The sequence below is a fragment of the Acidovorax sp. GW821-FHT10A04 genome, assembly GCF_059415825.1.
This window is the reverse complement of record NZ_JBWKNZ010000001.1, coordinates 666,161-686,512: the sequence shown is the minus strand read 5'-3', so window position 1 is coordinate 686,512 and position 20,352 is coordinate 666,161. Positions and strand designations below refer to the sequence as shown.

General features: G+C 68.5%; 19 protein-coding genes. 10 read left to right on the top strand and 9 right to left on the bottom strand.

Annotated elements, in window-relative coordinates:
- Nucleotides 1-38: 38 nt before the first annotated feature.
- The 5 genes from AC07PF_RS03075 to AC07PF_RS03055 form a co-directional block, all read right to left on the bottom strand.
- Entirely contained in the window at nt 39-1,025 is a 987-nt protein-coding gene (locus AC07PF_RS03075; protein WP_494608351.1) for an ABC transporter permease, read from the bottom strand.
- Nucleotides 1,022-2,617: a sugar ABC transporter ATP-binding protein gene (locus AC07PF_RS03070; RefSeq protein WP_494610847.1), complete on the bottom strand. Its 1,596-nt coding sequence runs from the start codon at nt 2,615-2,617 to the stop codon at nt 1,022-1,024. The genes AC07PF_RS03075 and AC07PF_RS03070 overlap by 4 nt, the downstream gene beginning before the upstream one ends.
- Before the next feature lie 20 nt (nt 2,618-2,637).
- Complete coding sequence (locus tag AC07PF_RS03065; RefSeq protein WP_145694742.1) at nt 2,638-3,591, bottom strand: sugar ABC transporter substrate-binding protein; 954 nt, start codon at nt 3,589-3,591, stop codon at nt 2,638-2,640.
- A gap of 285 nt (nt 3,592-3,876) precedes the next feature.
- Complete coding sequence (locus AC07PF_RS03060) at nt 3,877-5,565, bottom strand: AMP-binding protein (RefSeq protein ID WP_145694741.1); 1,689 nt, start codon at nt 5,563-5,565, stop codon at nt 3,877-3,879.
- A gap of 66 nt (nt 5,566-5,631) precedes the next feature.
- Nucleotides 5,632-6,372, bottom strand: a complete 741-nt coding sequence (locus tag AC07PF_RS03055) for an FFLEELY motif protein (protein ID WP_007852027.1) — start codon at nt 6,370-6,372, stop codon at nt 5,632-5,634.
- Nucleotides 6,373-6,474: 102 nt separating this feature from the next.
- Between AC07PF_RS03055 and AC07PF_RS03050 the strand changes: the two genes are divergently transcribed.
- Nucleotides 6,475-7,371, top strand: coding sequence for an esterase/lipase family protein (locus AC07PF_RS03050; RefSeq protein WP_494610846.1), 897 nt, complete (start codon nt 6,475-6,477; stop codon nt 7,369-7,371).
- A 12-nt stretch (nt 7,372-7,383) separates the two neighbouring features.
- Here AC07PF_RS03050 and AC07PF_RS03045 read toward each other — a convergent pair whose 3' ends face one another.
- The 3 genes from AC07PF_RS03045 to AC07PF_RS03035 form a co-directional block, all read right to left on the bottom strand.
- Nucleotides 7,384-8,352, bottom strand: coding sequence for a Bug family tripartite tricarboxylate transporter substrate binding protein (locus AC07PF_RS03045; RefSeq protein ID WP_007852025.1), 969 nt, complete (start codon nt 8,350-8,352; stop codon nt 7,384-7,386).
- 134 nt (nt 8,353-8,486) lie between these two features.
- Nucleotides 8,487-9,473 (bottom strand): lipase secretion chaperone, encoded by a 987-nt coding sequence (locus AC07PF_RS03040; protein ID WP_108016389.1) that lies wholly within the window; start codon nt 9,471-9,473, stop codon nt 8,487-8,489.
- Nucleotides 9,474-9,491: 18 nt separating this feature from the next.
- Nucleotides 9,492-10,433 carry an esterase/lipase family protein gene (locus tag AC07PF_RS03035; RefSeq protein WP_007852022.1) on the bottom strand — a complete coding sequence of 314 codons (942 nt, stop codon included), beginning with the start codon at nt 10,431-10,433 and terminating at the stop codon, nt 9,492-9,494.
- Nucleotides 10,434-10,599: 166 nt separating this feature from the next.
- Here AC07PF_RS03035 and AC07PF_RS03030 point away from each other — a divergent pair, with 166 nt between their 5' ends.
- The 9 genes from AC07PF_RS03030 to fabB all read left to right on the top strand — a co-directional run bounded on the left by AC07PF_RS03030 (nt 10,600) and on the right by fabB (nt 19,333).
- Nucleotides 10,600-11,082, top strand: a complete 483-nt coding sequence (locus AC07PF_RS03030; protein WP_145694738.1) for an Lrp/AsnC family transcriptional regulator — start codon at nt 10,600-10,602, stop codon at nt 11,080-11,082.
- A 55-nt stretch (nt 11,083-11,137) separates the two neighbouring features.
- Nucleotides 11,138-12,031: an ATP-binding cassette domain-containing protein gene (locus AC07PF_RS03025; RefSeq protein ID WP_494610845.1), complete on the top strand. Its 894-nt coding sequence runs from the start codon at nt 11,138-11,140 to the stop codon at nt 12,029-12,031.
- A gap of 2 nt (nt 12,032-12,033) precedes the next feature.
- Nucleotides 12,034-12,861, top strand: a complete 828-nt coding sequence (locus tag AC07PF_RS03020) for a hypothetical protein (protein WP_494610844.1) — start codon at nt 12,034-12,036, stop codon at nt 12,859-12,861.
- Entirely contained in the window at nt 12,858-13,805 is a 948-nt protein-coding gene (locus AC07PF_RS03015) for a hypothetical protein (RefSeq protein ID WP_494610843.1), read from the top strand. Before AC07PF_RS03020 ends, AC07PF_RS03015 begins: the two co-directional genes overlap by 4 nt.
- A 277-nt stretch (nt 13,806-14,082) precedes the next feature.
- Nucleotides 14,083-14,814 (top strand): GNAT family N-acetyltransferase, encoded by a 732-nt coding sequence (locus AC07PF_RS03010; protein ID WP_007852008.1) that lies wholly within the window; start codon nt 14,083-14,085, stop codon nt 14,812-14,814.
- A gap of 124 nt (nt 14,815-14,938) precedes the next feature.
- Complete coding sequence (locus AC07PF_RS03005; protein ID WP_007852006.1) at nt 14,939-15,814, top strand: CorC family transporter; 876 nt, start codon at nt 14,939-14,941, stop codon at nt 15,812-15,814.
- Nucleotides 15,814-17,412, top strand: a complete 1,599-nt coding sequence (gene lnt / locus AC07PF_RS03000) for an apolipoprotein N-acyltransferase (protein ID WP_007852003.1) — start codon at nt 15,814-15,816, stop codon at nt 17,410-17,412. Before AC07PF_RS03005 ends, lnt begins: the two co-directional genes overlap by 1 nt.
- Nucleotides 17,413-17,591: 179 nt before the next feature.
- Entirely contained in the window at nt 17,592-18,122 is a 531-nt protein-coding gene (fabA, locus tag AC07PF_RS02995; protein ID WP_007851999.1) for a 3-hydroxyacyl-[acyl-carrier-protein] dehydratase FabA, read from the top strand.
- Nucleotides 18,119-19,333, top strand: a complete 1,215-nt coding sequence (fabB, locus tag AC07PF_RS02990) for a beta-ketoacyl-ACP synthase I (protein ID WP_494610842.1) — start codon at nt 18,119-18,121, stop codon at nt 19,331-19,333. Before fabA ends, fabB begins: the two co-directional genes overlap by 4 nt.
- Before the next feature lie 53 nt (nt 19,334-19,386).
- On the opposite strand, the gene AC07PF_RS02985 is transcribed toward fabB, so the two are convergent.
- Nucleotides 19,387-20,292, bottom strand: coding sequence for a LysR family transcriptional regulator (locus AC07PF_RS02985; protein ID WP_007851992.1), 906 nt, complete (start codon nt 20,290-20,292; stop codon nt 19,387-19,389).
- Nucleotides 20,293-20,352: the final 60 nt, after the last annotated feature.

Genomic DNA, 20,352 nt, shown 5'->3' with positions numbered 1-20,352 from the left:
ATCTGGAAACAGGGAATTCGTGGGGATATGGGGGGGGGTCAGGCCGCCGCGCGCCGCTGGCGCAAGGTGTCCACGATGACCGCCGCGACGATCACCACCCCCGTGATGATGCGCTTGCTGGGCTCGCTGGCACCCACCTGGGCCAGGCCCGCCTCCAGCACCGCGATGATCAGCACGCCGAAGGCGGTGTTCACCACCGAGCCGCGCCCGCCCATGAGGCTGGTGCCACCGATCACCACCGCGGCGATCACCTGCAGCTCCATGCCGGTGCCGGCGTTGGGATCGGCCGCCTCCAGCCGTGCGGACTGCATCAGCCCGGCCAGTCCGGCGAGCAGTCCGGTCACGGCAAACACGATGACGCGCAGGGGCCGCGGGTCGACCCCGGCCAGGCGCATCGCCTCCTCGTTGGTGCCGATGCCCACCACGCAGCGGCCGAACACCGTGCGCGTGAGCACCAGCTGCGCTACCACCACCAGTACCAGCGCGATCAGAAAGGCCACCGAGATGCCGCCGAACATGGGTGCGGCCAGCCACGAGATCGCGTCGCCCACGTACTGCGTGCGCGAATCCGTGACCACGTAGGCCCCGCCGCGCACGGCCTCGAGCATGCCCAGCGAGACGATGAAGGAGGGCAGGCGCCAGGCCACCGAGACAGCCCCGGTCACCGTGCCGCAGATGAGCCCCGTGGCCAGTGCCAGCAGCGCGGCAGCCGGCACGCTCCACTTCCACTGCACGATGGCAGCGGCCGAGGTGGCGGCGGACAGCGCCATCACCGATCCCACCGAGAGGTCGATGCCGGCGATGATGAGCACGAAGGTCATGCCCACCGCCATCACGGCCAGCGCCGGGATCTCGTTGGCGATGGTGACGAAGGTTTCCACGCTCCAGAAGTATTCGGAGAGGGTGGAGAACAGCGCCACCATGCCCGCCAGCACGGCCAGCAGCCCGAGGTAGGTGCCGAGCTGGCTGCGCCAGGCGGGCGTGGGGCGGGGTGCCATGGCGGCGGGGGATGCGGGGGCGTTCATGCGGTGGCGGGAGTGGAAGGGGAAGAATGGCCAGGGGCTTCGCGGCCACCCGGCTCGGAGAATGCAGCGGCCAGCAGCGACTGCTCGGACCACTGGCCGCGCTCGAACACGGCCACCAGGCGCCCGACGCTCATCACGCCGATGCGGTCGGCCATGGCCATCAGCTCGCGCAGGTCCGACGAGACCATGAGCAGGGCGCGCCCGCTGGCGGCCATGCGATCGAGTTCGCCATAGAGTTCGGCACGCGCGCCCACGTCCACGCCACGTGTGGGTTCGTCGAGCAGCAGCACCCGGCCTTCGCGGTGCAGCCAGCGCGCGAACACCACCTTCTGCTGGTTGCCGCCCGACAGCGTGCCCACCGCCTGCTCGGGGCTGCGGCAGCGGATGCCCAAGGTCTGGACGAAGCCCTGCACCAGGCGGTTTTCCTTGGCGCGCTGCAGCCAGCCCGCGCGCGAGATCGCGGACAGGTCGGACAGCGTGGCGTTGACGCGGATGGGCTGGGCCAGCAGCAGGCCCTGGGACTTGCGGTCTTCCGTGACCAGGCCGACGCCAGCGGCAATGGCCTGCAGCGGCGAGGCAAAGCCGCGCGGCAGCACGTGCGGGGCGCCACCCGCAGTGGACTCATCGGGGTGCAGCGTTACGCTGCCCCGGTCGGCGCGGTCCGCGCCGAACAGCAGGCGCACGAGTTCGGTGCGGCCCGAACCCACCAGTCCCGCCACGCCGAACACCTCGCCCGCGCGCAGCTCCAGGCTCACGTCCTGCACCGCCGTGCCGCGGCCCATGCCCTGGGCGCTCATCACCACCGGGCCGGCCTTGCGGCGCGGGCGGTGCTCGAGGTCGCTCACGGAGCGGCCCACCATGCGCTGCACCAGATCGTCCTCGCTCAGGCCGGCCATGGGGCGTGCATCCACCAGGCGGCCGTCGCGCAGCACGGCCACGCGGTCGGCGATGCGGCGCAGCTCTTCCAGGCGGTGCGACACATAGACGATGGCCACGCCGCGCGCGGTCAGGCGCGCGATCTGGTCGAAAAGATAGGCGGTCTCGCGCGGGGTGAGCATGGCCGTGGGCTCGTCGAGCACCAGGATGCGCGTGTCGTCCTGCAGGTTGCGCGCGATCTCCACCATCTGCTGCTGGCCTATGCCCAGTTGCGACACGGGCGTGGCAGGGTCGATGCTGTCCAGGCCGATCTTGGCCAGTTGCGCGCGTGCAGCGGTGTGCAGCGCATCGCGCTGCAGCCAGCCCGCGCGGTGCGGCAGGCGGCCCATGAGCAGGTTCTCGGCCACGGTGAGCGTGGGCACCAGGCCCAGCTCCTGCATCACCATGCGCACGCCCAGGCGCTCGGCCTCGCGGCGCGAGGCGGGCGCGTAGGTCTCGCCGGCCAGGCGCATGCCACCGCGAGTGGCCGGCTCCAGCCCGCAGACGATCTTGGACAGCGTGCTCTTGCCCGCGCCGTTCTCCCCCGTGAGCGCCAGCACCTCGCCCGCGTTGAGCGCAAGCGTGATGCCGTCGAGCACGGTGGCGGTGTAATCCTTGCCCACCGCGGCTATGGACAGCAGCGGTGCGGCGGGCGGCGGTGGGAGCGGTCGGTCCATGTCGTCCGGCGGTTGGGTTTTTACTTGCTGCCCTTGGTGACCAGCACCACCTCGGTCTTCACCTCGGCAGGCAACTGGGCCTGGGGCGTCTTGGCGGCGATGGCCTTTTGCGCCAGCTCGATGCCGAACACGGCCTGCTTGGCGGCGTACTGGTCGGCGGTGGCCAGCACGCGGCCATCGGCCAGCATGGGCTTGATGGCGCCGATGTTGTCATAGCCCACCACCTGCACCTTGCCGGTCTTGCCCGCGGCCTTGACTGCGGCCACCACGCCCAGCGCCATGCTGTCGTTGCCGGCCAGCAGGGCCGTGAGGTCGGGGTGCTCGCGCAGCATGCCGGCGGCCACGGTGTTGCCCTTCTCGATCTCCCACTGGCCCGACTGCACGCCCACCACGGTGATGCCGGCGGCCTGCATGGCGTCCTTGTAGCCCAGGGTGCGCTGCTGCGCATTGAAGGTGGTGGACACGCCCTCGATGATGCCCACCTTGTCGCCCGACTTGAGCGACTTGGCCAGGTGCTCGCCCACCAACTTGGCGCCGGCGCGGTTGTCCGGGCCGACGAAGGGCACGGTGAGGTTCTTTTCCTTCAGGGCATCGCCATCCAGGCGGTTGTCGATATTGACCACGATGATGCCCTTGTCCACAGCGGCCTTGACCACAGGCACCAGGGCCTTGGAATCGGCCGGGGCCAGCACGATGGCGCTGACCTTCTGGGCCACGGCCTGTTCGATCATCTTGATCTGGGCGGCCGTGTCGGTCTCGTTCTTGATGCCGTTGGCCACCAGCGTGTATTCGCTGGCGTGGGCCTTCTGGTGCGCCTTGGCGCCGTCTTCCATGGTGCGGAAGAACTCGTTGGCCAGCGACTTCATGACCAGGGCGATCTTGGGCTTGTCCTGCGCCCAGGCGGGGCTGGCAAGCATGCCGCCGAGCACGGCAATGGCGGCGGCGGTCTGAACGGAACGGCGGGTGAACTGCATGGTGTCTCCTGTTGGAATGGTGGGCAAGGCACGGCCACCGAAAAGCCGCGCGAAATTGCGCGAAAGCGCCGGCGGCATGCCGAGCCAGTGCGGTGTCGCCCGGCGATCATATCGTCCGCAATCGTTTGCGCAAACGTTTGCTAATCGGTGTTAACCCTGTATTCTCGGAATCTGGGGGCAGCTTGGAACCTGCCGTGGCGTAGCCGATCGGGCCCTGGCGCCCCCAAAAAAAAGGGCGCCTGGGCGCCCTGGAAAAGGGGGTGCGGCCGGCGCCGGCCGGGGCGTCTAGGCCGTGGGCGCGCGCAGCTCGCGCCGCAGGATCTTGCCCACATTGCTCTTGGGCAGTTCGTCGCGGAACTCGATGTACTTGGGGCGCTTGTAGCCGGTGAGGTTTTCCTGGCAGAAGCGGGCCACGTCCTCCTCGCTCAGGGCCGGGTCGCTCTTGATCACGAAGATCTTGATCGCCTCGCCCTGCTTTTCGTCCGGGATGCCGATGGCCGCGCACTCCACCACGCCGGGGCACAGCGAGACGACCTGTTCGAGCTCGTTGGGGAAGACGTTGAAGCCGCTGACCAGGATCATGTCCTTCTTGCGGTCGATGATGCGCGTGTAGCCGCGCTCGTCCATGATGCCGATGTCGCCCGTGCGCATGAAGCCGTCGGCCGTGAAGGCCTTGGCGTTTTCCTCGGGCTGGTTGTAGTAGCCGGTCATCACGTTGGGGCCGCGGATGCAGATCTCGCCCGATTCGCCCTGGGGCAGGCTGTTGCCTGCATCGTCCTTGATGGCGATGTCGATGCCCGGCAGCGGCAGGCCGATGCTGCCGCTGAACTCGGTGTTGGTCACCGGGTTGTTGGTGCCGATGGCGCAGGTCTCGCTCATGCCCCAGCCCTCGATCATGGTGTTGCCCGTGACCTTCTGCCACTGCTTGGCCGTGCCCTCGGAGGCGGCCATGCCCCCGGCCTGCGACACGCACAGGTGCGAGAAGTCGAGCGCGCGGAACTGCGGGTTCTGCAGCAGTGCATTGAACAGGGTGTTCACGGCGGGCAGCATGTGGAAGGGGCGCTTCTTGAGCTCGGCCACGAACTTGGGGATGTCGCGCGGGTTCGGAATCAGCGTCAGGCTGGAGCCCTGGCGGATGGCCAGCAGGCACAGCGTGAGCGCGAAGATGTGGTACAGCGGCAGGGCGGCAACGCTGTTGGCGCGGCTGAGGTCGCCCACCTTGGACAGTGCCGGGGTGAACCAGGCCTCGGCCTGCAGCGTGGCGGCCACGATGCAGCGGTGCGTGAGCACCGCGCCCTTGGACAGGCCGGTGGTGCCGCCTGTGTACTGCAGGAAGGCGATGGAGTCGAGCGTGGCCTGGCTCGGGGCCAGGGTGCGGCGCTCGCCCAGGGCCAGCGCCTTCTTGAACGGCACGACCTTGCGGCCGTTGGTCAGCGGCAGGTCGTAGGCCGGCACCATCTTGGCCAGGTGGCGCACGGCAAAGGTGATCCAGTGGCCGAACCAGAAGCCCAGCAGGTCGCCCATGGAGGCCATGACCACATGCTGCACGGCCGTGTTGTCGATCACCTCGGCCAGGGTGTGGGCGAAATTCTCCAGGATCACGATGGCCGTGGCGCCCGAGTCCTTGAGCTGGTGCTGCAGCTCGCGTGCGGTGTACAGCGGGTTCACGTTCACGCAGGTGTAGCCGGCGCGCAGCACGGCGGCCATGGTCACGCCGAACTGGGGCACGTTGGGCAGCATGATGGCCACGCGCGCCCCGGGCTCGAGCCCCAGGCCCTGCAGGTAGGCGCCCAGCGCGCCGGACAGGCGGTCGAGCTCGCCGTACGACATCCACTGGTCCATGCAGACCGAGAACGGGTTCGATGCATTCTTGCGGAAGGATTCCTCCAGCATATGGGCCACAGAGCGGTATTGCTCGGGCTTCACGTCATGCGGGACGCCCGGTGGGTAGCTCTTGAGCCAGATCTTTTCCATGCGTTTTCCTTGTGCACACCAGTAGATAGATGGGCACAGATTGTGGAAGTGCAGGCAGGAAACCGGCTACCGGGCTTGTCCTAGGGTGCGGGCCAGTTCGGTCCCCGAGGTGACAGCATCGCCCTCGAACAGCAGGCGCATCAAGGCTTCCTCGCGCTGCTCGATGGTGGCCAGGAACTGCTCCACCGCGCCGCGCTGGCGCGCGAGCTGGCCGAAGGTGTCGAACCCGGCTTCGAGGAACTGCTGCAGCGCGCCCATGCCGGCCGCCGTGGCGGGCCCGCGCATCATGCGCAGCATGGTGCGCAGGCCGGGCGCCCGGGTCAGGCGCGCCAGGTCGCGGCCCATGGCCAGCACGCGCGCCAGCTGCTGCTGGCGCCCGGCGCGCTGGCCCACGGCGCGCCAGGCGGTGGTGTAGCGCATGGCCTCGGGTTCGGCTGTGACGGTCTGCAGCCAGGCGCGGCCCATGTCCTGGTCCAGGTTCTCGGTCTGGGCGTGCAGCACGGCCAGGGCCACGGCCGTGTCCACCACGGGGCGCGGGAACATGGTCTGCAGCGTGCCTGCGATGCGGCCGAACTGCTGGTCGCGCGCCGTGTAGTCGCGGTCGCTGTAGAGTTCTTCCAGAAAAAAGCGCGCCGCGGGGCCGAACGCGGGCGAAGCCATCAGGTCCGCATAGGTGCCCGCAAAGCGGCGCGCCTGCAGGGTCTTGATTGTCGCCACGGCGACCCCCAGGGGGGCATCCCCCGTGCGGTGCAGGCGCAGGGCGTTGACATCGGCAATGCTGTCGCGGATGGTCTGGGCCGCGTCCATAGGTCCCTCTCGTGTGGCCGCACAATGCAGGCACGCCATTAGACCCTGTTCAAAATGGTCTTGAACAGCCGGCGTTGACCGGAAACAACTCCACTGCAAACCATGATTGCGCGCTGGCAAAAAATCCTCCTCCTGATCCTGGCACTGGCCGAGACCGCCTGGCTGGCCTGGCAGTGGCCGCAATCCCCCGTGCGGGCGCTGGCCGGTGCGCTGGCGCCCCTGGCCTTGTTCTGGCTGGTGATGGCCATCGAGTTCGTGCTCATGCACCACCTCAACCGGGGCGATGGCGCGCCCCGCGCGCGCGCTGCACAGGTGGTGCGCGCCTGGTGGGCCGAGGTCTGGGTGGCCCTGGTGGTGTTCTGCTGGCGCCAGCCGTTTCGCCACCAGGCCGTGGGGGACTGGCTGCCGGCGCAGGGCACGGGGCGCCGCGGCGTGGTGCTGGTGCATGGCTTCATGTGCAACCGGGGGCTGTGGCTGCCCTGGTATGGGCCGCTGCGCGCACAGGGCCATGCCCATGTGGCGGTGAACCTGGAGCCGGTGATGGGCTCCATCGACGACTATGCCGCGATCATCGAAGACGCCGTGCTGCGCGTGACGGCCGCCACCGGCATGTCGCCGGTGCTGCTGTGCCACAGCATGGGCGGCCTGGCGGCACGTGCCTGGCTGCGCGCGCATGCGGCCGATGCGCGCGTGCACCGCATCCTGACCCTGGGTACGCCGCATGGCGGCACCTGGCTCGGGCGCTTCAGCCGTGCCGTCAACGGCCGCCAGATGAGCCTGGCGGGCGATTGGGTGAAGGGGCTGCTGAGCGTGGAGCCGCAGGGGCGTGCCCAGCGCTTCGTGTGCTGGTACTCCAACTGCGACAACATCGTCTTCCCGGCCAGCACCGCGACCCTGGTGGGTGCGGACAACCGTTTCCTCGATGGCCCGGCGCACGTGGAGATGGCGCTGCACCCCGAGGTCATCAGCGCCTGCCTGGCCGAGATCGGCAGGGGCTGAGCTCCCCGGTGCCTACTCAATCTTGATCTTGGCGGCGCGGATCAGGAATTCGTACTTGCTGTTTTCAGAGCGCACGAACTGCGCGAAGCCATCGAGCGTGAGTTCTTCGGGCGTGATGCCCATCTGCTTGAATTTTTCCTTGCCGGCGGGCGATTGCATGACCGCGGTGAACGCCGCCGCATAGCGCTGCGCATCGGCCTGCGGCAGGGACGCCGGGGCGAACAGGCCGAACCAGGTCGACACATTGAAGCCCTGGACCGAGTCGTTGATGCTGGGCACCTGGGGCAGCGCATCGTTGCGGCTCAGGGTGGTCACGCCCAGCGCGAGCAGCTTGCCCGAGCGGATGTGCGGCAGCGCCGACGCGAGGTTGTCGAACACCAGCAGCACCTGGCCCGATTGCAGCGCGGCCAGCGCCGGGTTCGATCCCTGGAAGGGGGTGTGGCCCATCCTGGTGTTGGTGAGCGACTTGAACATCTCGGCCGAGATATGGCCGATGCTGCCGTTGCCGCCCGAGCCGTACTTGGCCTGGTCGGGGTTCTTCTTGAGGTACTGCACCAGGTCGGGCGTGGTCTTGATGCCCAGCTTGGCGGCCTGTTCGGCGTTCACGACCAGCACGTTTGGTGTGCGGGCCACGAGCGCGATGGGCTTGAAGTCCTTGATCGGGTTGTACGGGAAGTTCTTGTACAGCCAGGGGTTCACGGCATGGGTGGCTACGGCGCCCATCAGCAGCTGGTTGCTGCCGGCTGGCGACTTGGCCACCAGATCGGCACCGGTTCCGCCACCGGCACCGGGCTTGTTTTCCACCTTGACGGCGCCCAGCTGTGCGGCAGCGCCTTCCGCGATGATGCGGGCCGAGGTGTCCAGCGGGCCGCCTGCAGGGTAGGGCACCACGATGGTCATCGGGGCGGACGGGGTCTGCGCCAGGGCGGCGGTGGCCGCCGCGGCCAAGGCAACGCTGAACAAGGTGCTACGGAGCGACATCGGGATCCTCTTGATTTCCGGGAATGCGCAGTATAGGCATCTGTACAGGGTTTACCCTTTGTTACCGCGTGGGTGTTCCCCGGTGCTGGGCGCGCGCTGGCCCGATGGAAGGCAAAGCCCCTGGGGATGCCGCGTCAGGGGCGCGAACCCGGGGCCTGCAGGGCGCGCAGGGCCAGTGCGGCGTCCACCCGCTGCAGCTCTTCGGCCGAGAACAGCTGCTGGCGCAGGGCCTGAGCGGCGGCCTCGCCCTGCCGGGCGCGGGCCTGGCCGAGCTCGTCGAGCCGGTTCTGCCAGTGCTGCTCGTCGCGGTCCAGCTGGGCCAGGGCGTGGGCCGCTTGCTCGCCGTACTGTGCGCTGCGCGCCAGGTGGCGCTGGACATCGCCCACGCCCTGGGCGTTGAAGGCCGCGGTCTGGGCCGCCGCATCGAGGTGGGCCGTGGCGGCGGCGCGTTCGGCGCGGCGCTCGGGCGCGAGTTCGGACTCGGCGGCGCGCAGTGCGCTGGCGCGCTCCTGCGGCGAGAGCTGGGTGTTGCGCGCGATCTCCAGGCGCGCCAGGGTGTAGCGGTCGAGTTCGGCCTCCTGCGCGAACAGGGCGTCGTGCTCTTCTTCCTGGAAGTGCTGCTGCCGGACCTTCTGGCGCGCCTCGATGGCCTCGCGCAGTGCGCGCGGATCGCTGGGATCGCGGGGGGCCGACAAGGCGCCCAGCGCCACGCGGTAGTCCACGTAGCGCTCGGCCAGGGCGAGGGCGCGGGTGGCCAGCGCGGCAGGGAAACGCTCGCCTACCAGCTGCGCCAGGCGTTTCTTGAGGGCCTCTGGGTCGCTGGCTTCGCCGGCATCGGCGATCAGGGCTTCCAGCGTGTGGCGCAGGCCGGGCACCAGCAAGGGGTCGCTGCCCCCTGCCGCCAGTGAGGCGGCCGAAGCGGCGGCCAGCGCTGCGGACGCGGGCGCTGCCGATGCCGTGCTGCGGGCGGGCAGAGCAGCGCCTGCCACAGGTGCTGCCGTGCCGGAGCCGGGCCCGGTGTCCTGGCTCGCCTCGGCCCGCCAGGCCCGCCACCCGAGCACAGCCGCGACCAGCAGCGCCAGGGCAATGGCGGTCACGGCGGGGCGGGGCAGGCGGTCCATGGCGGCCATCATCGCAAATTACAGGCCGGCTGCCTTGAGGCGGTTGGCCTGCTGGCGGTACAGGGTGACCGGGTCGGTCGAGAACCAGTCGCGCAGGCCCACGAGCTGGTTCACCTCGTCGAGGTGGTTCTGGCGGTAGTCGCCCAGGTGGGTGCCCAGCCGCGAGGAGCAGGCCGAGACCAGGCCGTCGTTGGCTTCGCCGAAGACCAGGCCCAGCACGCCGAGCAGGGCGTCGCTCGCGTCAAGCACATTGGTCAGGGTCTTGGTGCCCGTCCAGGAGTAGTAGCGCACGCCATTGACCAACTCGGCCCCGTTGCCGCAGCCTGCGGTGGGAACGCCCTGCGGGAAGCGGCGGTTGAAGGCGGCCGAGCCGGCCGTGGTCAGCGAGTCGAGCGCTGCCGTGGGCATCTGCGGCAGGCCGGAGCCCCCCGAGGTCAGGTTGATCAGCGCCACCAGCGCCGAGGCCGCGCCGTTGGCGATGGTCTCGGACACCGAGCCCGCGGGCGCCACGCCGCGCATGATGTCGGCCACGCGCGAGCCGCGGTTGACGCCGCCCACCGAGGTCACCGAGGCGATCTTGCCCGGGGCCACGCCGGCCACGTAGCGCGCCGTGGGCCCGCCATGCGAGTGGCCCACCAGGTTGACCTTGGCCGCACCCGTGATGGCCAGGATGTTCTTCACCTGGGCCAGCAACTGCTCGCCACGCACCTCGGTGCTGTTGGCCGCCGAGACCTGGGCCACATAGACCTTGGCGCCCCCCTGGCGCAGCGCGTCGGGGATGCCGTAGAAATAGTCCACGCCCAGCGCCGAATCGAAACCGAAGAGGCCGTGCACCAGCACGATGGGGTAGCGCGTCTGCGTGTACCCGGCCTGTGCATGGGCACTGGCCCCCAGGAGCAGTGTCGAAGCGGTAGCGGCGAGCGCGAGTCGCCGCAGAAGGCGGCCAAAGAAACCGGTCATGTGCTTGTCTCCGTTGATGGATATTTTTGGTTTTCGCAAAAAAGAACGACCGTTCGTTTTTGCGGTATTCATTGTTTGTTGGCAGCCCCCTGTGTCACTATCGGGACATACCCGAGTTTGGTGAAGGGCCATCGCGGCGCCCGGCAATTTCGTAAAATCCTGCGCAATGACTGCTTTCAACGCACTTGACAAGCTGGATCGGGCCATACTGCGCCGGTTGCAGGAAAATGGCCGCGAGACCTATGACGTGATCGGCGAGCAGGTGGGGCTCTCGCCCAGCGCCGTGCTGCGCCGGGTCAAGCGGCTCGAGGACGCGGGCGTGATCGCGCGCTACGTGGCCCTGGTGCCGCCCGAGGCCGTGGGCCTGGGGCTCACCGCCTACCTCAACGTGCGCCTGGAAAAGCACACCGAAAGCCACAAGCGCAACCCCATGGACGTGTTCCGCGCCAGCGTGCAGACCTGGCCCGAGGTGGTCGAGTGCGCCTCGCTCACCGGCGAAATGGACTACCTCTTGCGCGTGGTGGTGGCCGACATGGCGCACTACAGCCGCTTCATCATGGACACGCTGCTCAAGCACCCCAGCGTGCAGGACTGCAAGACCAGCTTCGTGCTGGACCGCGTGAAGGCGACCACCGCAGTGCCCGTGTGACAATGCGCGCGCCGTGGCCCTGCGCCTGCGTGCATGAAAGGCCGGACTGCCACCCATGATCGCCATCGACGACCTGCACTTCGGCTATGGCCGCAACGCGCTCTACCAGGGCTTTTCCGCCGAGGTGCACCAGCCCGGCATCTACGGTCTCTTCGGGCGCAACGGCAGTGGCAAGTCCACCTTGCTCAAGCTCCTGTGCGGGCTGCTCACCCCCTGGGGCGGTCGCATGCAGGTGCTGGGCCAGGTGCCGCGCCAGCGGGCGGCGGATTTCCTCGCCGGCATCTACATCGTGCCCGAGGAATTCCACCTGCCCAACCTGACCACGGGTCAGCTGGCGGACACCCAGGGCGTGTTCTATCCGCGCTTCTCGAAGGCCCTGTTCGGGGAATACCTGGCCGAGCTCGAGGTACCCACCGCCAGCCGTTTCGAGGCCATGAGCCTGGGGCAGAAGAAAAAGGCCGCGATCGCCTTCGCGCTGGCCACGGGCACGACGCTGCTGCTCATGGACGAGCCGACGAACGGGCTGGACATCGTGGGCCGCGGCCAGTTCCGCCGCCTGGTGCAGCGGCCCGAGCACGCCGAGCGCGCCGTGCTCATCAGCACCCACCAGGCCCATGACCTCGAAAGCATCCTGAGCCACATCTGGTTCATCGACCAGGGCCAGCTGGCCCTGTCGGCGCGCATGGCCGACCTCGCCGGGGTGCTGCGCACCGGTGTGGCCAGTGGTGTGCAGGACTTGCCCGCCGCGCAGGACCTGCTCTACCAGGAAAGCATCGGCCAGCAGATCGCCTATGTGGCGCGCCATTCCCGATCCGGCGCACAGGCGCCGTCGGCAGAGGGCGCCGTGCAGCTGGAGCTGCTGTACAAGGCGCTGAGCCTCAACCGCGACGGCATGCTGGCGGCGCTGGCGCCATCGCAGCAGGCCAGCCCGGACCTGGAGCAGGCATGACCATGGAATTCATCCCTGTGCGTGGACCCGAGTCGCCCACCTTGTCCTGGCCGCGCTGGCGGCGTCTGGCGCGTGCCCACTGGGCCGAGCAGCGGCCCCAGTACCTGGCGCACATGTTGGTGAGCGGCATGCTCTACGTCGCACTGCTGTTGTTCCTGCTGGGGGTGTCGGGCTTTGCGGCTTTCCAGACCACCGTGCAGGCGGCGCTGTACTTTGGCGGCTTGTTCCTTACCGGTTTCGTGTTTGCCGGGCGCTATTTCGGCGCCATGGCGCAACGCGAGTCGGCCCTGCTGGCATTGATGCGGCCCGCCTCGGCGTTCGAGAAATGGTTGCTGTGCATCGTGGTGGTGGCCATTGCCTATCCGCTGGCCTACAGCCTGCTGTTTCTGGCGATCTCCTGGCCGGCGCAGCAGATCGCCATCGCGGCGCGCTCCGCCCTGGAGCCGCAGTCCTTCAAGCCCGAGGACTATGCGCTCTTCGTGCCCCTGCTGAAGATGGCCGCCAGGCAGGCCATGCCGGTACCCCAGCAAACCGGTTGGCTGGTTGCGGTCTGGGCCCTGCAGGCGTTTGCCGTGGCCGGCTCGCTGTACTACGCACGGGCCTCGCTGCTCAAGACCCTCGCGCTGGGCTTTGCCCTGTTCGTTCTCACGGCGCTGCTGTGCTCCATGGCCGGCGTGCGTGGGGAGGTGCTTTTTGCATGGTGGTCGGCGCGCCGCTCGGTGCCCCTGGATGCGGCGGTCCATGCCGTCAACGCACTCCTGTGGATCGGCCTGCCGGCACTGCTGTGGTTGCAGGCCTATGTGCACCTCCAGGAAAAGGAGCTGCTGTGAGTGCCACTGCGACGCGACGGCACGCCCTGCCCCGGCGCGGGCGCTGGCTCTTCCTGGCCACCCTGCTGCTGTTCTGGGCCCTGCTGGCCTTGAGCGGGATGGAGCGTTTCAAACGACCCGAACCCACCGCCATCGCCTACGCGATCCCGGCCCCGGCGCTGGAGGGCGTGACCGGGCTCCGGCTGGAGGAGGGGGGCGGCAATGCCCAGCGGCTGGCGGTGCGCGTGGTGCTGGACGAGGCACCCGAGGTGCGCATCACCCTGCGGGCACGGCGGGGGGAGGGCGAGGACCCGGACACGCTGCCTGCGCAATTCCCGGAGCTGACCGCCCGCCGGGAAGCCGACATGCTGGTCCTGCGCTGGACCGAAGTTCCGGCGGTTGCCGGTGTGCCGCCCAGGCGACACGGGAAATCGACGGTGTGGATGGATGAGATCGTGCTGCCCGCCCAGTTCCGGCACCTGGCGCTTGCACGCGCCCGTATCGAAGCGCGGACTCCCGTGGAGCGCCTGGAGGTGGTCGGGCAGGCCATCGCCGTGCGCGGTGCCATCGGGCGCCTGGACCTGTGGTCCACGCAGTGCCGGCCCTGCGCGTCCGGAACCACGCCCGCGCTGGCCGAGGACGTGGCCCAGTGCGCGGAACGCACGCGCCGGGGCACGGCAGCGCTGGAGGTGAACGCCGCCCGCATGCGCTCGCTGCGGGTCGATACCCGTGCCGGGCAACTGGATCTGTCCGAGACCCAGGGCCTGGATCGGGCGCTGCTGCAGCTGGGGGATTCCGTGGCCCTGTCCGTGGACCGTGCCAGCGTGCTCGAAAAGGCGCGCGGCAATGACCGGGGCGAGCCCTTGGGCATGCCGCCCGCCTGTGGCGGGCCCGCGACGGACCCCGCGCCGGCACAACTGCTGCCGGCCAGTCCACCGCAGGCGGAGGGGGCTTCCGGCCCTTAGAACCTGTTCGCGGCCACCAATCCCGCATGGCCAGGGCTGTTGCTATTGCATCCCGCGCGCGGGAGGCTTAACGTGGCGCTTCAGGGCCAGCAGGTGCCTCGGTGGCGTGGTGTCATGCCCTGTACTTCCCATCAACTGCTATGGAACTGAGAGCTATTGGCGGGCGCTGGTAAACAAGTTTCGCCATTTTTGAAGGAATTCGACGTGCCTCCCTATTTTGCTGCGGTGCAGCAAAAATCACTGGAAATTCCTAGGGAAAACCCTTATATTCGGAGGCATGATCGCTACCAAAGACTGGCTCAAGGCATCCTGGGACGCAGGCCGGGGAATGCTGCGCCCGGTCACGGGGCGCCCGCATGAGAGCGAGGACACCATGTCTGCACCGTTGATGGTTCCCATCCGTTCGCTCGGCCCTTCGTACCGCGAGCGCATCACGGCCCACCTGCTGCGGCTGGAGCCCGCCGACCGCTACCTGCGCTTTGGCTACGCGGCCAACGACGAGCAGATCCGCCGCTATGCGGACCAGCTCGACTTCAACCGCGACGAGATCTTCGGCATCTACAACCGCCGCCTCGAACTGATTGCCATGGCGCACCTGGCATTCTCCGAGCACCCTGAATACAAGCACTGCGCCGAATTCGGCGTGTCCGTGCTCAAGCAGGCCCGGGGCCGGGGTTTCGGCGCACGCCTGTTCGAGCGCGCCGTGATGCATGCCCGCAACGAGGGGGTGAACATGGTGTTCATCCACGCGCTGTCCGAAAACACCGCCATGCTCAAGATCGCCCGCAATGCGGGTGCGCAGGTGCGCCGCGATGGCTCAGAGTCCGAGGCCTACCTGCAGATCGCCCCCGCCAGTCTCGACACCCGCATGGCCGAACTGGTCGAGCAGCAGTTCGCCGAGGTGGACTACCAGCTCAAGCGCCAGGCCAAGCAGTTCTGGGACTTCCTCGCCGGTGTGCAGGAAGTGCGCAGCGGCGTGCAACATGCACGCCACCAGTCCGCCGAATAGGCCGGACGGCGGCGCTTAGGCGGGCCCGTACCGGGCGATGGCCGCCCGGACGACAGGCGCTGTCACAACAATCCGCTATCCTAGAGCCCCTGATCCACTACCGCACGTCCTGCACTCCAAGACAGTGTCTGACCCGCACCCCGGGCGATTGCCCGAAAAGGAAGACAAGCGCACCTTCCTGCAGAAAGTCGCCGAGTTCATCCACCCCGGACCGGACTCGACCGAAGAACTGATCGAGACGCTGGCCGAAGCCGAGGACAACGACGTCATTGGCGCGGAATCCCGCGTGATGCTCGAACGTGTGATCCGCATGGCCGACATGACGGCGGGCGACGTGATGGTGGCCGCGCCGCGCATGGACCTCGTCAACATCGACGCGCCCTTCGATGAGCTGCTGTACCTGGTGATCACCACGGCCCACTCGCGCTTTCCGGTGTACCAGGGCGAGCGCGAGAACATCATCGGCATCCTCATGGCCAAGGATCTGCTCAAGCTGCAGCGGGCGCCCGAGCTCAATATCCGCGCACTGCTGCGCCCGGCCGTGTTCGTGCCCGAGAGCAAGGGCCTGAATGATCTGCTGCGCGAGTTTCGCGGCAACCGCAACCATTTGGCCATCGTGATTGACGAGTTCGGCCGCGTGGCAGGGCTCATCACCATCGAAGACGTGCTCGAACAGATCGTCGGCGAGATCGAGGACGAGTTCGACATTCCCGAGGATGCGGGCGACATCTTTGCCCTGGCCGACCGCACCTACCGCGTGAGCGGCGACACGCCCATCGAACGCGTGGCCGAGTCTTTCGGGGTCACGCTGCAGGGCAGCGACCGCGAGGAGGCCTTCGACACCATCGGCGGCCTCATTGCCCATGAGATGGGCCATGTGCCCAGGCGCGGCGAGCATGTGCAGCTCGGCGGCCTGCATTTCGTGGTGCTGCACACCAAGGGCGGCGCCGTGCGCTGGTTCAAGGTGTCGCGGATCGAAGAGAGCCAGGCTGGCGACTGATGGGGCTGGAGCGCGGAACGCAGGGATCCAGAATCACCTTGCCGCTGTTGATCGCCGTGGTGGCGGGGCTTGCGCAGGCGGCTTCGCTGGCGTTGCCCTGGAACGGCCAGCCCCAGTGGTGGCTGCAGATCGCATCGCTGGCCGTGCTGGCCTGGCAGGTGCGCGCAGGCGCCACCACCTGGCGCCACGGGGCGCTGCTGGGCTTCGTGTTCGCCACGGCCTGGTTGTGCGGCACGTTCTGGTGGCTCTATATCTCCATGCACACCTATGGCGGGCTGGCTGCTCCGCTCACGGTGGCCGCCATCCTCGGGCTGGCCGCCTTTCTGGCCAGCTACTACGCGATCGCGATCGGCGCCTTCTGCCGGCTGGCGGTGGTGCAACGGGTCGGGGCGGCGCTATTGTTCGCGGCCCTCTGGACGCTGGCCGAGATGGCCCGCGGCTGGCTCTGGACCGGCTTTCCCTGGGGGGCCGGCGGCTATGCCCATGTGGACGGTCCGCTGGCGGCGCTGGCGCGCTATGTCGGGGTCTACGGCCTGTGCTTCGTCACCGCCGTGATCGCCATGTTGCTGGTGCAGTTGCGCGCCAGCGACCTGCGCAGCCCGCGTGCCTGGGCCCTGGTGGCGGGGGGGCTGGCCCTGCTGGGCCTGGCCGCCGTGGACCGCCACTGTGCCGTGGAGCTGTGCCACACGCCGGCGGCGCGGGCGCCCGCGCCGTTGCAACTGGCACTGCTGCAGGGCAATATCCCTCAGGACGAGAAATTCCAGCCCGGCTCGGGCGTGCCATTGGCCCTGCAGTGGTATCGGGAGCAACTCGACGGCGCCAGCGCGTCGCTGGTCGTGGCGCCGGAGACCGCCATTCCCCTCTTGCCGCAGCAGCTGATACCGGGCTACCTCGAAGGCATCGCCCGGCGCTATGGCAGCGGCTCGCAGGCCGTGCTGCTGGGCATTCCGCTGGGGGACGAGAGCGAGGGCTACACCAATTCGGTGCTGGGTGCGCGTCCTGGCCTGACCGCCCCCTACCGCTACGACAAGCACCACCTGGTGCCGTTCGGCGAGTTCATCCCGCCCTTCTTCAAGTGGTTCACGCAGATGATGAACATCCCCCTGGGTGATTTCAACCGGGGCGGCCTGGGCCAGGCGCCATTCGCCTGGGCTGGGCAGCGCATCGCCCCCAACATCTGCTACGAGGATCTGTTTGGCGAGGAACTGGGGGTGCGCTTTGCCGATCCGGCCGGCGCCCCCACGGTGTTCGTCAATTTCAGCAACATCGGCTGGTTCGGCAACACCGTGGCCATCGACCAGCACCTGCACATCAGCCGCATGCGCGCGCTGGAGTTCGAGCGGCCCATGGTGCGCGCCACCAACACCGGCGCCACGGCCATCATCGACCACCGGGGTGTGGTCACGCACCAGCTGGAACGCCACACGCGCGGCGTGCTGCTCGGCTCGGTGCAGGGCCGGGGGGTGGACGCGCAGCAGGGCTGGGCGATCACGCCCTATGCTTTCTGGGTGTCGCGCTGGGGCTTGGTACCGCTGGCGGTGCTGGCGCTCGCCATCATTGCCTTCGCCGCAGTGGCGCGCAACCGGGAAAACCGGTGATTTCCAGGGGCCCGGGGCTTGATCCAGCTCAGCCCTGGCCGGGTGCCCGAGCGCCCTGGCAGGCCAATCGCTGGCAGGGTTGCCCCGTGCCTTGATAATAGAGCCCGCAAGCGGGGGCTTGTTTTGCATACAACGATGATTTGAAGCGGTGTGGCCGCTGTTCTGGAGCACGACTGAAAATGGCTGATTCCTTTTCCTACGAACAACTGATCGCCTCGGGCGAGGGACGGCTGTTCGACGCCGACAGCGGGCGTTTGCCGCTGCCGCCCATGCTGATGTTCGACCGCATCACGCACATCGACAGCGATGGCGGCGAGCACGGGCTGGGAAGGATCCGCGCCGAGCTGGATGTGCGTCCCGACCTTTGGTTCTTTGCCTGCCACTTCCAGGGCGACCCGGTCATGCCCGGCTGCCTGGGCCTGGACGCCATGTGGCAGCTGATCGGCTTTTACCTGACCTGGCTGCGCCTGCCCGGCAAGGGCCGCGCCCTGGGCGCCGGCGAAGTCAAGTTCACGGGCGAAGTGGGCCCGGACGTGAAGCTGGTCACCTATGAGATCGACATCAAGCGCGTGATCAAGCGCAAACTGGTCATGGCCATCGGCGATGCGCGCCTGTATGCCGACGGCAAGGAAATCTACGTCGCCAGCGACCTGCGCGTGGGACTGTTCAAGCGCGAGGAAGCCGGTGCAGCCCCAGGGGAGGCAGCATGAAACGCGTGGTCATCACGGGCACGGGCATTGTCTCGTGCATTGGCAATGACAGTGCCAGCGTCACCGAATCGCTGCGCGAAAGCCGGCCCGGCATCCGCGCCATGCCCCAGTTCACCGAGCTGGGCATGCGCAGCCAGGTGGCGGGTGTGCCGCAGATCAACCTCGAAGAGCTGATCGACCGCAAGCAGCTGCGCTTCATGGGTGATGCGGCCGCCTACGCCCACATCTCGCTGGCCAACGCGATTGCCGAATCGGGCCTCACGCCCGAGCAGGTCTCGCACCCGCGCACCGGCCTCATCATGGGCTCGGGCGGCGGCTCGCCCGCCAACCAGATCGAGGCGGCCGACATTCTGCGCAGCAAGGGCATCCGCCGCGTGGGGCCCTACCAGGTCACGCGCTGCATGAGCTCCACCGTGTCCGCCTGCCTGTCGACCAACTTCGGCATCAAGGGCATCAATTACTCCATCACCTCGGCCTGCAGCACCTCGGCCCACTGCATCGGCGCGGCCGCCCAGCAGATCGCCTGGGGCATGCAGGACGTGATGTTCGCCGGCGGCGGCGAAGAAGTCAGCTGGGGCATGGGCCTGCTGTTCGACGCCATGGGCGCCATGTCCAGCGCCTACAACGCCACGCCCGAGAGGGCCTCGCGTGCCTATGACGCGAATCGCGACGGCTTCGTGCTGTCGGGCGGCGGCGGTGCCGTGGTGCTCGAAAGCCTGGAGCACGCGCAGGCGCGCGGTGCCACCATCCTGGGCGAAGTCGTCGGTTTCGGCGCCACCTCGGACGGTGCCGACATGGTCGCCCCCTCGGGCGACGGCGCCATTGCCTGCATGCGCCAGGCGATTGCCACCGTGGACGGCCCCATCGACTACATCAACACCCACGGCACCTCCACGCCCGTGGGCGACGTTCCCGAGCTGCGCGCGATCCGCGAAGTCTTCGGAGATGCCATCCCCCCGTTCTCGTCCACCAAGTCGCTCACCGGCCACTCGCTAGGTGCCACCGGCGTGCAGGAGGCCATCTACTGCCTGCTGATGCTGCGCCAGGGCTTCATCGCCGGCTCGGCCAACATCGAGAACCTGGAGCCCGCTGCCGAGGGCATGCCCCTGGTGCGCGAAACGCGCGACGCGCCGATCCGCACGGCGCTGTCCAACAGTTTTGGCTTCGGCGGCACCAACGCCAGCCTGGTCCTGCGCCGCTGGGATAACTGACCCGCGCGGTTTTCAGCGCAGCCCGCCATCCTGCGAGGGATGGGCGGGTTTTTTCATGCCGCCTTTGCCGAAAGGGCCTGGTGCAGCAGCCCCGGCAGCATGGCCAGCATGCGCGTGGCGGGCAGGCCCGGGGGCAGGGCGCGGGCGTGGTAGCTGTACAACGACATGGGCGGCAGCTCGTGCAGTTCCACGGCCACCATGGCCTGCGGATCGAGCTGGGTGGCGGTGAGGAAGTCCACCACGGTCCAGCCCATGCCCCGGCGCACCAGGTCGAGTGCCAGGCGCGAGGTCTGCACCTGCAGCCCGGGCCCGGCCGGCGTGCCCAGGCGCTGGGCGATCTCGTCGATGGACTGGCGCATGGGATCGTCTCCCACGAGCCGGATCACCGGCACCTGGGCCAGCCGGGCGGCCGGTGTCACGGCGCGCGGCGCGCGCGTCCACACCGACTGCGCCACCGCCAGGTACATGCGGCCGCTGACCAGCAGCTCGCTGCGTACCTGCGGGTGCGGGTGCTTGTAGAAGCCCAGGCAGAAGTCCACGCTGCGCGTGAGCAGGGCCTGTGTCATCTGGTCCTGGTGGATGGTGCGCACCTCCACGCCCACCTGCGGGTAGCGCAGCGCGTGCTCCTGCAGCACCCGGGGCAAAAACTCGTGCGTGATGGATGGAATGGCCGCCAGGCGCACGTCCCCCGTGTCGCTGGTGCCCAGGTTGCGCGCCGTGCGCCGCAATGCGTCGAGCTGGCGGTGGATGCCGGTGGACTCGGCTGCCAGCACCTGGGCCTCGGGCGTGGGCGTGAGGCCGGCCGGCGTGCGCACGAACAAGCGGTAGCCCAACTGCAGCTCGGTGTGCGCCACGGCCTTGCTCACGGCCGAGGGGGTGATGCACAGCAGGCGCGCCGCTGCGCTCATGTTGCCGGTTTGCAGCACGGCCTGGAAGACCTCGAGTTGGCGCAGGTTCATGGGTATGAATGAAATTCACAGGGGGTGGCTGATTATTCCCTGTCGGTGTGCGCAAGTCTC

What these genes read in the sequence shown, in the direction of transcription:
- AC07PF_RS03010 (WP_007852008.1), top strand. Translation starts at nt 14,083, where the DNA reads ATGATCGCTACCAAAGACTGGCTCAAGGCATCCTGGGACGCAGGCCGG.
- AC07PF_RS03045 (WP_007852025.1), bottom strand. Translation starts at nt 8,352, where the DNA reads ATGTCGCTCCGTAGCACCTTGTTCAGCGTTGCCTTGGCCGCGGCGGCC.
- AC07PF_RS03055 (WP_007852027.1), bottom strand. Translation starts at nt 6,372, where the DNA reads ATGGACGCGGCCCAGACCATCCGCGACAGCATTGCCGATGTCAACGCC.
- AC07PF_RS03065 (WP_145694742.1), bottom strand. Translation starts at nt 3,591, where the DNA reads ATGCAGTTCACCCGCCGTTCCGTTCAGACCGCCGCCGCCATTGCCGTG.
- AC07PF_RS03020 (WP_494610844.1), top strand. Translation starts at nt 12,034, where the DNA reads ATGGAATTCATCCCTGTGCGTGGACCCGAGTCGCCCACCTTGTCCTGG.
- AC07PF_RS03040 (WP_108016389.1), bottom strand. Translation starts at nt 9,473, where the DNA reads ATGGACCGCCTGCCCCGCCCCGCCGTGACCGCCATTGCCCTGGCGCTG.
- fabB (WP_494610842.1), top strand. Translation starts at nt 18,119, where the DNA reads ATGAAACGCGTGGTCATCACGGGCACGGGCATTGTCTCGTGCATTGGC.
- AC07PF_RS03025 (WP_494610845.1), top strand. Translation starts at nt 11,138, where the DNA reads ATGATCGCCATCGACGACCTGCACTTCGGCTATGGCCGCAACGCGCTC.
- AC07PF_RS02985 (WP_007851992.1), bottom strand. Translation starts at nt 20,292, where the DNA reads ATGAACCTGCGCCAACTCGAGGTCTTCCAGGCCGTGCTGCAAACCGGC.
- AC07PF_RS03030 (WP_145694738.1), top strand. Translation starts at nt 10,600, where the DNA reads ATGACTGCTTTCAACGCACTTGACAAGCTGGATCGGGCCATACTGCGC.
- AC07PF_RS03070 (WP_494610847.1), bottom strand. Translation starts at nt 2,617, where the DNA reads ATGGACCGACCGCTCCCACCGCCGCCCGCCGCACCGCTGCTGTCCATA.
- lnt (WP_007852003.1), top strand. Translation starts at nt 15,814, where the DNA reads ATGGGGCTGGAGCGCGGAACGCAGGGATCCAGAATCACCTTGCCGCTG.
- AC07PF_RS03060 (WP_145694741.1), bottom strand. Translation starts at nt 5,565, where the DNA reads ATGGAAAAGATCTGGCTCAAGAGCTACCCACCGGGCGTCCCGCATGAC.
- AC07PF_RS03035 (WP_007852022.1), bottom strand. Translation starts at nt 10,433, where the DNA reads ATGACCGGTTTCTTTGGCCGCCTTCTGCGGCGACTCGCGCTCGCCGCT.
- AC07PF_RS03050 (WP_494610846.1), top strand. Translation starts at nt 6,475, where the DNA reads ATGATTGCGCGCTGGCAAAAAATCCTCCTCCTGATCCTGGCACTGGCC.
- fabA (WP_007851999.1), top strand. Translation starts at nt 17,592, where the DNA reads ATGGCTGATTCCTTTTCCTACGAACAACTGATCGCCTCGGGCGAGGGA.
- AC07PF_RS03075 (WP_494608351.1), bottom strand. Translation starts at nt 1,025, where the DNA reads ATGAACGCCCCCGCATCCCCCGCCGCCATGGCACCCCGCCCCACGCCC.